We start from the raw sequence: 6,020 nt of genomic DNA, 5'->3' as shown, positions 1-6,020 counted from the left end.
CAACCCTATTTCTGAGACAGAACACTAGTTGAACGATCTCCGCCGTCGGGCAGGCTGGTCGTCGATGAAGGTCTGAGGTCTCTTTTTTTCCGAAGCGAAATAGCCCTTGTCCTCGTTGCGATCGATCTTGCGCAAGGCGTGAAGCCCGTCCAGGATGAACTCGCAGCCTGAAACCAGGAATGCCGGGTCTTTACGTCCTCTCCGGCGCGGTTCCAGGGAGGCTGTCTTTTCCACCAGTCCCTGAATCTGGTTCAATTGCTCAAAGGCTTCGCTCGTCGAGGCGCTGTCGGAAAGTTTCAGGGCTCCTCCCAGATCGAACCAGTCCACGATGTGCTTGAGGTTCGCCGGGTCGTAGTAGCGGGAAAAAACCTTTCCCACGGCGCCGCGAATCAGGATCTGGGCGACCTTCTCGGCCCCCTGTAACTCTCCCTCGTATTCCAGTTCCAGCTTGCCGGTCATGGAGGGCAGGGCGGCGTAGACGTCGCTGATGCGAGGCACCACCTTCTTCTCTCCGCTGGCGATGCACCGGCGTTCGGCATTGGAGACCACGTTCTCCAGGACGGTGATGGGTAGCCGCTGGCTCACTCCGGAGCGCTTGTCCACCTTCTTGTCCCGGCGAGCCATGAAAGCGATGGTCTCGACCACCTCCTGGATAAAACGGGGAATCCGCAGTCGGTTTGCACTCCCCGGCCGGTTCAGCCAGGCTTCCTGCTCGGTGATCCGGATGCCCTCCTTGAGGGCGACCGGATAGTGTGTTCTCACTTCAGCTCCGATGCGGTCCTTCAAGGGGGTAATGATTTTTCCGCGGGCGGTGTAGTCCTCGGGGTTGGCCGTAAAAGCCATTACCACGTCCAGCTCGAAGCGCACGGGGTAGCCTTTGATCTGGACATCCCCTTCTTGCAGAATGTTGAAGAGACCCACCTGAATCTTCCCGGCCAGGTCGGGGAGCTCGTTGATGGCAAACAGGCCCCGGTTGGCTCGCGGAAGCAGTCCGTAGTGGATGGTCAACTCGTCGGCGAGGTTGAGTCCGCTGCGAGCGGCGCGGATGGGGTCGACATCCCCGATCATATCGGCGATGGTCACGTCGGGCGTGGCCAGCTTCTCCACGTAACGGGCTTCCCTGGGCAAAAAGGAAACGGGCGCCTCGTTTCCCATCTCTTCCACCATGTCGAGGCAGGCCCGGCAGTGGGGTCTGAAGGGACTGTCGTTGATCTCGCAGCCGGCCATGACCGGGATTTCCTCGTCCAGGAATTGGGTGAGCCCCCGCAGAATCCTGGACTTGGCCTGACCGCGCAGCCCCAGAAGGATCAGGTTGTGACGGGACAGAATGGCGTTGACCACCTGGGGAACCACCGAATCGTCATACCCCAAGATTCCCGGAAACAGCCGGGTTCCGGCTTCCAGTTGGCGAATGACATTGGCCCGCATCTCCTCCTTGACCGTGCGCTTCCGCATCCCGGGCGCTGCCCATCCGGTTTTCCTCAACTCACCTAGCGTCTTGGGTCGATTCATGGCAGTGCCCGGCCGGGAAGGCTTCGTTCGTGCCATCCGGGGAGTGGATAATGTGTTCGATGATATTGATTATAGCGCCATCCCGGGGGGTGACAACTGCATTGTCGGGGGTGAGAAATGCGGGTTTAGCCGACCGATGGCCTATTCCACGGTAACGCTCTTGGCCAGGTTTCTCGGTTGATCCACGTCGCAGCCGCGGCGGACCGCGATGAAATAGGCCAGTAGCTGGAGTGGAACGGCCTCCAGGATGGGAAGCAAGAGGTCCTTGGTGGAGGGGACTTCAATATGAAAGTCGGAGGCATCCTTGGCCTCGTTGTTGGAAGGAGTCACCAGCGAGATGACCTGTCCGTCTCTGGCCTTGACTTCCTTGATGTTGCTGAGGGTCTTTTCGTAGAGCAAGGTGGACTGAGGATTGCCGGTTTCGCTGGTTGCGATCACCAACACCGGGAGGTCTTCGTCGATCAGGGCGTTGGGGCCGTGTTTCATTTCTCCTGCCGGGTAGCCCGAGGCATGAATGTAGGAGACTTCTTTCAACTTGAGCGCCCCTTCCAGGGCGATGGGAAAGTGGATGCCGCGTCCCAGGAACAGGACGTGCACGCTTCGAAACAGGTGCCTGGCGAGCTCATCCAGGTGGGCTGCTTGTCCGATGCAGGACTCCATTTTTTGCGGCACCCTGGCCAGTTCTTCGATCAGGGCCTGCGCCTGCTCCGGACTGACGGTTTTCCTCACGCCGGCCAGAAACAGCGCGAAGAGGAAGAGGGAGCAAAGCTGGGTGGTGAAGGTCTTGGTCGCGGCCACGCCGATTTCCGGGCCGGCGTGAGTGTAGAGGACGCCGTCAGCCTCCCGGGTAATCATGCTTCCCACGCCGTTGCAGATGGCGAGGTTTGCGGCTCCCAGCCTCCGGATTTCCCGTTGGGCCGCCAGGGTGTCCGCGGTTTCTCCCGACTGAGTGATCAGGATACCCAGGGTGTGGGGTGGGACGATGGGTTCCCGGTAGCGGTACTCGGAGGCGTACTCCACCTCGACCGGCAGTCGGGCCAGGCGCTCGATCATGAACTTGCCGGCCAGGGCGGCGTGCCAACTGGTTCCGCAACCAATCAGGCGAATCCGTTCCACCTGTCGAAAATCCGCCGCCGTCATTTTCATTTCGTCGAGAATGATTTTCCCGGTGTCTCGAGAGATACGGCCGAGGGTGGTGTCTCGAATGGCCCGGGGCTGCTCGTGAATTTCCTTCAGCATGAAGTGCTTGAATCCACCTTTCTCGGTCATGACGGGGTCCCAGGTGATGCGTTGCGCCCTGGGTGTCACCGAGCGGCCCTGAGAACTGGTAACCTTGAGCGCAGTCGGGCGGATGGCGGCCAGGTCGCCGTCGCCCAGAAAAACGATGTCCCGCGTATGTTTCAGGATCGCCGGGATGTCCGAGGCTACAAAGGATTCCCCATCGCCGATGCCGATGACGATCGGAGGGCCCTGGCGGACCGCGACCAGTGTTCCGGGATCGTGCAGGGACAGCACTACCAGAGCGTAGAGGCCGGTCATTTCGCTGACGGTCTTGCGGACCGCATCCTCCAGGCAGCCCTTGTAGTGTTTTTCGACCAGGTGGGCGATGACCTCGGTGTCGGTCTCGGTGACGAATCGATGTCCCTCCGCGGTCAGGGCTTTCTTGAGGGGCAGGTAGTTTTCGATGATCCCGTTGTGGACCACCACGAATTCCCGCCGGCAGTCGCGATGGGGGTGAGCGTTCTCTTCAGTTGGTCTGCCGTGGGTTGCCCAGCGGGTGTGGCCTATGCCGACGGTACCCTCACAGGGGTTGTCCCTGACGGCCTCTTCAAGGTTTCCGACCTTGCCCGAAGCCCTGCGGATGTGCAGACGACGGCCCCCGATGACCGCGATTCCCGCTGAATCGTACCCTCGATACTCCAGGCGCTTCAGCCCATCCAACAGCACGGGGGCAGCCGGCTCGGTTCCTGCGTATCCAATGATTCCGCACATGGCAGTGTTGCCTTAAACCGACTCAGGATCGGTGACAGCGGGTCCAAGGGTCTCCCGACTTTCCGAACGGTGTTCCCGCAGGACTCTCTCCATGCGAGACAGATCGATCGGGCTGTTGACTCCCATGACTTCCAGACAATCGTCGCAGACCACGGCCTCCACCGCTTTCCCCTGGCGGCTTAAAAGGCCCACGCAATCGGTAAGGTAGTACTCCTTCTGCCGGTTGTCGGCGGTCACTTGGTCGATGACTTCGGACAACTCCGGGATTCGAAAGCAGTAGAGCCCGGTGTTGACCTCCTTGACCTGGAGCTCGGCGGGGCCGGCCTCCTTCTGTTCGACGATGCCCCGAACCCTCCCGTCCTCCGCCCGGATTATCCGGCCATAGCCGGTGGGATCGGACAGCCGGGTTGAAAGCAGCGTGAGGCTGGCTCTGGTTCGATCATGCACCTGTATCATTTTCCGAAGGGTGCGGGCGGAAATCAATGGCACATCGCCCGATAAAATCAGAAGGTTGCCGGGCTTGCCGGACCACCAGTCCCTGGCAACCTGAACGGCGTGTCCGGTTCCCAGTTGCGGAACCTGTTCGGCAAACTCGACGGCTCGGTGCCTCAGCCTCGACTTCACCAGGGAGGCCTGATGCCCTACGACCACCAGAGTGTGTTGAGGGTTCAAGGCCTCGACGGTCGGTAGAAGGTGTTCCATCAGCGGCCGTCCCGCCAAGGGGTGCAGTACTTTCGGCAGGGATGACTTGAGGCGCGTGCCCTTTCCGGCCGCCATGATCAGGACGTGGAGGTGATTCATGTTTGAGCGGAGGCCGAAGCCGACAGTGGCGGCTGCAGGCGATCGAGGCCCCTACTGGCATCGGAAATCGCCAGAGCAGGTCTCGAATCGATGCTCCGAACAAAAAGCTTGAGCCTCGAGTGGAGGCGGGGGACCCCCGTTCCTTCTCCAATAGAGACGATTCTGATGGCTGGGGAGATTGGGCTGATCTTGGAAAGCACTGAGTGCGAACCGCCTACGGTGTTGCTTCGGGGGATTCCTCCGGAAAGACCAGCGAGGTGAACCGGGAGTCTCTCATGAGCGGATCGAAGTCGGAATCTCGTTGGGCCAGGAAGCGGTTCTCCACCTTCAGGTCGATAGCAAGCTTGAGGTGTTTCAGGGCACGGTCCCTGTTCCCCAGTCGACAGTGGCAGACCGCGAGGGCGTAGATCACGTAGTCACACTTGGGGCTCCGCTTCAGCGCCCGGTTGAGGTGCTTCATCGACTCCTGGAACCGGCCGTCGTTTATCAGGGTGATGGCGACATTGTAAAACTCTTCGGTGGTCTTGGGGACGGGTTGGCGGCGAGCCATCCTGTTTTGGCACAGCTTGATGTGAGTCAGAGCCCGCTCGTATATCTCCTTGTCCTGGCCGTCCGCGGAGATCACTTTCTCGAATGCTTCTCTCGCCTGCTCGAATTGTTGACGATAGAGCAGACGAACCGCCGTCTCGTACCCCTTGATCAGGCTGCTTCGGCCCGGGTTGGCCGAACCGGCTCGCGGCTTGGCTGTCTTGGGCCTGGAACGCCGTGAGGACCGGGTACTGCCGGCTTTGGCGGAAAGGGTCTGCTTGGCGGTCGCGCCCTCGGTGGACCCGGCGGCCTTCGAACCAGGGATCGAGTCGAGTTCGGGCGACGGAGTTTTCGACGAAGTTCTCGCCTTGGCTTTCGGCTGAGTTCTGGGCATGTCTCCCTTGATTGACAGGTCAGCGGCGGCCGGTCGCAACTGAAAAACCGCTTCCCCGGAAGTTATTCCTTACAGCCGGCGCCCTCATCTCTCCTTGCAAGATGTCCGCGCGCAGGGGTTTCGCCAGCCCGGCCGGGCGCCCACGTTTTTGGATTCGGCACGTGCGGCAGGATGAACGACACCAGGCAAGCAGCAATGAGGGTGGGCTGACATAAGCTTGAAGCGGTCAATACTCATATCAGAAAGCGTCGCGGCCCGTCAACCGGGCCTCCGGGCGACGCCGCGAGGCATCGCCGGCTCTGCCTTGCGGTGCGGATCATTCGAAGAAAAACCTGCCGAGCTCTCAAATAAAGATGAACCACGAATGAACACGAATACTGATGGACTCTCTTCAACGACAAGCAGCGCCAATATGCATCCGCAAACTTGATAGATTGGTATAACTTCGTGTCCTTGGTAGCATTCCCTCTCGAAATCTGTAATCACACACACCCAATTGACAACTCGAGCCATTTGCAAGATTCGGCAGCGGGAAGTTTGCCCGGACTGGCCACAAAAGGCACAAAAAACCATTTGTGACTTCTATGCTTTTTGTGGTCAGACAGCATTCTTCAACGGGCCGCACCGGATGTTGAAAAAGGCAGAACCTCAGGTTTGCCGGCAAGATGGCCTGCCTCGGTGAGAATTTTGCAAAAAGCTCAACGCATCGATTCAATTATTGGTGTTCATTCGTGTCCATTCGTGGATAACTCTTTGTCCGTTGCCACCCTCGGTGGATTCCCCCCGGTTGTTC

At 59.7% G+C, this 6,020-nt stretch carries 4 protein-coding genes; all 4 read right to left on the bottom strand.

Annotated features, from left to right (window positions below; genetic code table 11):
- Window positions 1–24 precede the first annotated feature (24 nt).
- Window positions 25–1,512, bottom strand: a complete 1,488-nt coding sequence (locus OXI69_11215) for a magnesium chelatase (GenBank protein MDE2666713.1) — start codon at window positions 1,510–1,512, stop codon at window positions 25–27.
- Window positions 1,513–1,653: 141 nt separating this feature from the next.
- Window positions 1,654–3,504, bottom strand: coding sequence for a glutamine--fructose-6-phosphate transaminase (isomerizing) (gene glmS / locus OXI69_11210; protein ID MDE2666712.1), 1,851 nt, complete (start codon window positions 3,502–3,504; stop codon window positions 1,654–1,656).
- Window positions 3,505–3,516: 12 nt separating this feature from the next.
- A complete protein-coding gene (locus OXI69_11205; GenBank protein ID MDE2666711.1) occupies window positions 3,517–4,305 on the bottom strand; it encodes an NTP transferase domain-containing protein in 789 nt (262 codons plus the stop codon).
- 214 nt (window positions 4,306–4,519) lie between these two features.
- Window positions 4,520–5,227 (bottom strand): tetratricopeptide repeat protein, encoded by a 708-nt coding sequence (locus OXI69_11200; GenBank protein MDE2666710.1) that lies wholly within the window; start codon window positions 5,225–5,227, stop codon window positions 4,520–4,522.
- Window positions 5,228–6,020: the final 793 nt, after the last annotated feature.

The organism is Acidobacteriota bacterium (assembly GCA_028875575.1).
GTDB lineage: Bacteria > Acidobacteriota > Terriglobia > Versatilivoradales > Versatilivoraceae > Versatilivorator.
This window is presented reverse-complemented; position numbering and strand designations above follow the sequence as displayed.